4 protein-coding genes are annotated in these 2,123 nt (G+C 56.3%); 3 read left to right on the forward strand and 1 reads right to left on the reverse strand.

Features of this window, described 5'->3' with window-relative positions; genetic code table 11:
• Positions 1–201 precede the first annotated feature (201 nt).
• Complete coding sequence (locus tag ACOYNV_RS27835; protein ID WP_422903070.1) at positions 202–684, forward strand: type II toxin-antitoxin system VapC family toxin; 483 nt, start codon at positions 202–204, stop codon at positions 682–684.
• On the forward strand, positions 681–875 hold the full coding sequence (locus ACOYNV_RS27840; protein WP_422903071.1) for a hypothetical protein: 195 nt from the start codon (positions 681–683) through the stop codon (positions 873–875). Before ACOYNV_RS27835 ends, ACOYNV_RS27840 begins: the two co-directional genes overlap by 4 nt.
• A 141-nt stretch (positions 876–1,016) precedes the next feature.
• Here ACOYNV_RS27840 and coq7 read toward each other — a convergent pair whose 3' ends face one another.
• On the reverse strand, positions 1,017–1,634 hold the full coding sequence (coq7, locus tag ACOYNV_RS27845; RefSeq protein WP_422903072.1) for a 2-polyprenyl-3-methyl-6-methoxy-1,4-benzoquinone monooxygenase: 618 nt from the start codon (positions 1,632–1,634) through the stop codon (positions 1,017–1,019).
• Positions 1,635–1,882: 248 nt separating this feature from the next.
• Between coq7 and ACOYNV_RS27850 the strand changes: the two genes are divergently transcribed.
• Positions 1,883–2,123, forward strand: a 241-nt coding sequence (locus tag ACOYNV_RS27850; protein ID WP_422903073.1) for a porin, incomplete at its 3' end; no start/stop codon positions are given.

Raw genomic sequence — 2,123 nt, forward strand, 5'->3', positions numbered from 1 at the left:
CAGCTTTGAAGTGCAGGAGATTTAGGGTAGATTGCGTGCATGGCCTCCCACCGTGCATGCGACAAGCATCGCCATGCGCCGCAGTGAGCTCGAGCATGTTATTCGCGCTGCAGTCTGGTCAGACCGATCGTGTCACGGGTAGAAATCGGAATCTATGACACATCTTGCGTCAGCCAAGCATCCAGTTACGATAGGCACATCATGAAGCTGCGCATCTACGTGGAAACGTCTGTCATCAGCTACCTTGCTGCGAGGACCAGTCGCAACGCTTTGACGGCTTTTCGGCAAGAACGCACACGCAAATGGTGGGAAAAGTCAGCGAAGTCATTTTCACTGGAAGCATCTGACCTCGTTCGGCTTGAGATTGCTTCTGGTGATGCCATTGCGGCAAAGCGCCGATTGGATGTTTTTCTAGCTCTGACGGTGCTCCCTTTACATGACGACGTTGGAGAATTTGGCAAGCGACTGATGGCTGAAGGCTTGGTGCCCCGATCTGAACCAGAAGACGCGTCCCACATCGCACAGGCCACGTTGACTGGCGCGGACTACATCGCCACCTGGAATTTCGCACATCTGGTGGGACCACATACAAAGTACCGACTAGTGCAAAGTATTGAACGATGGGGGTTCAAAGCACCCTTGCTGGCTACGCCAGAAGAAATTTTAGAAGGAGTTTTGTCATGAAATCAACGGCCAAAACTACACAGGACATCCCAGCATTTGTGCCAAAAGCTCCCGATGCCATCATGGCGGAACTTTGGAACACAAAGCAGCGCATTAACGCCGAGGCCGGCTATGACATCGACAAACTGCTCGCACGAGTAAAACGAGATCGAAAATCGTGGCGCGCAATGGAGCGCGAGACGCTGACGTAGTGGGACCCCACTGGGTAGCCGTGACAGCCAGGGAAAATTTCACAGCGGGTGCTCCTTTGTGGTCACTAGCGCAGCGCATTGAGGGTCAGACTTCCCAATGCTCTCGAAGACCCATAGGAGGATTAGGAAGTCTTTGACTTTCTAAACGTGATGCGCCACGGTGGTCATCACCCGGGCGGTGGCACGCATCAGTTCCTTGACTGGCGGCGGCAGGTCTACCGCACCGGCCTTTTTGGCGTCGTCGGCGTGGCGTAGTTCGTCGTCGTGCATCTGGGCGACGATGGCACGCGACGCGTGGTCGCCTTCGGGCAGCCGCTGCAGATGGCTTTGCAGGTGGGCGCCAACCTGCACCTCGGTTTCCACGACAAAACCCAGGCTGATGGGGTCGCCTAGCCGCCCCGCAAGTAATCCAAGACCAAATGCTCCGGCATACCAAAGCGGATTAAGCAACGATGTGCGGGAACCGAGCTCCCGCAAGCGCTGCTCGGTCCAGGCCAGGTGGTCGGTCTCTTCGATGCACGCCCGCGTGAAATGGGCGCGCAGTGCGGGGTTTGTGGTGGCGAGGGCTTGAGCGGTATACAGTGCCTGCGCGCACACCTCGCCCACATGGTTGACCCGCATCAGGCTGGCAGCCAAGCGCTTTTCTGCAGGGGCGAGCTCGGTTTGGCGCTCTGGCAGCGTCGGGCAGGGCTGGGACGCGTGGTGGGTTGTAAACAATGTTCGCAACGCCGTGTCCAGAGCAGTAAGCAGGGCATCCATAAAACCTATCGAAAAGCCGGACTGCGGAGTCTACTCCCGGTCGTGGCGCGGCGGTTGGAAACAAATTGTTGCACACCTGCAACGAAAGGTCGGGTAAACCCGGTTTAGGGAAGTCTTTTTGGGGCTTTGCTTTGCCAAACGCCCTGGGGTCTGGTGCAATAGGGGTAACTTCCTTAATAGGAGGTTGGCCCGGGGTTCCGAACCCTCATCGGACCGGAGCCCTTCGTTTAACCTTGGAGTATTTCTACATGAAAAAAACCCTCGTTGCCTTGGCTGTATTGGCCGCCTCTGGCGCCTCAATGGCACAAGTTACCATGACTGGTACGTTCAATTTCGGCGTCATCGCCATCACGGCTGGCAAAGCAAGTGCTACTGGTACGACCGTTTCTAGTTCTGGTCTCGGCGTTCACACCTCTGAAGTTTATTTGAATGTGAAGGAAGACCTCGGTGGCGGTATGGGTCTGTCCCTGCGCTATGGCTTCGGTGGTC

The sequence above is a fragment of the Propionivibrio sp. genome (assembly GCF_049316945.1).
Classification (GTDB): Bacteria; Pseudomonadota; Gammaproteobacteria; order Burkholderiales; family Rhodocyclaceae; genus Propionivibrio.

Bases quoted from the DNA above. Each gene is read 5' to 3' on its own strand.
- coq7 (WP_422903072.1), bottom strand. From the start codon at position 1,634: ATGGATGCCCTGCTTACTGCTCTGGACACGGCGTTGCGAACATTGTTT.
- ACOYNV_RS27835 (WP_422903070.1), top strand. From the start codon at position 202: ATGAAGCTGCGCATCTACGTGGAAACGTCTGTCATCAGCTACCTTGCT.
- ACOYNV_RS27840 (WP_422903071.1), top strand. From the start codon at position 681: ATGAAATCAACGGCCAAAACTACACAGGACATCCCAGCATTTGTGCCA.